We start from the raw sequence: 1,186 nt of genomic DNA on the forward strand, positions 1-1,186 counted from the left end.
CGGCGGCGAGGGCGATGAGCTGGGTTTGGATTCTGGTGATGCCGCGGGTGAGTTCGGCCGGGTTGGTGGTCTCCATTAGTTCGGCAAGTTCGGTCGCTTTGGCCTCGGTGAGGATCCCGGAGTCGATGACGCGGTGGTATGGGGTCCGTGGTTTGTCATAGATCCGGGTCTTTTTGCCGTGTTTGTTTGAGCGCCAGCCGATGGCTTTGGTGGTCGCGGTAAAGAGGTTGAGGCGGATCCGGACCAAGGCGTAGAGGGCGTTGAGGAGCTTCAGTTCGGCCGCCGTGTCGTACCTGTAGTGGAAGGCGTGCCGGCGCACGACGTCACCGTTTTTCTGCTCGACGTGAGCATTGTCGTTGGACTTATACGGCCGTGCACGGGTGAAGTAGATGTCCTTCTTCCCGGCCCACTCGATCATGGCGTAGTTGATGAATTCCCCGCCGTTGTCGGTATCAAGCCCCACCAAGGGAAACGGTAGTCGTGCCACGACCTCATCCATGGCCGCAAGGACCCAGACGTGCGCCCCGTTTCGGACGGCCACGTTCTCGGTCCAGCCGGTGAACACGTCCGTGGCGGTCAGGGTTCGTGCGAATTCCCCAGTCAGGGTGGGGCCGCAATGGACGACCAGGTCCGCCTCGATGAAACCCGGGAGCTGTTCGTGCTCGTCGCCGGCCTTACGGACCGTGATCGAATTACGCAGCAGTGGCCCGGCCTTCGTCGCGGAGAGCCCTTTGGGTTTGTCCGCGTCCTTGGTGGGTTTGAGGAGCCGGTCGATCGTGGCCCCGGAGACCTGCATCAACTGCACTCTGACAGCCGGTGTCAGTCTCTTGGTGTCGAGTTCACCAAACGCTTCGAGCTTCGGTAGCCACAGGTCCATGGTCGCGGCCAGATATTTGCCCGAGGGCATCCCCGCCAGCCGCCACACACCGATCAGGACTTTAAGCGTGTCATAGCCATAGGTTCGTCCCCGAGGCTTCCGTACCGCCACCCTCGCAGGGCCCTTGCGCTTGCGCGCTGTGGAAAGCGCCCGCCGGGCATTGGCCCTGGACCAGCCCGTGACGGCGACCAGCTCGTCCAGAACCAATCCCTTGGCATTCTTCGACGACTTCGCATAATCGGCTGCGTACTTCTTCGTGATTTCCCTACGCGTTGCCATCGACAGGTCCATCCCTCATCGTCACCGCCG

Annotated in this window: 1 protein-coding gene; it reads right to left on the reverse strand. The window is 61.9% G+C overall.

The features are described from left to right. On the reverse strand, window positions 1-1,156 hold a 1,156-nt coding region (locus tag LN996_RS23475; protein ID WP_231343502.1), incomplete at its 3' end, for a transposase family protein. Between the last annotated feature and the right edge of the window lie 30 nt (window positions 1,157-1,186).

The sequence above is a fragment of the Arthrobacter sp. AK01 genome, assembly GCF_021109375.1.
In the GTDB taxonomy this organism is placed as follows: domain Bacteria; phylum Actinomycetota; class Actinomycetes; order Actinomycetales; family Micrococcaceae; genus Arthrobacter.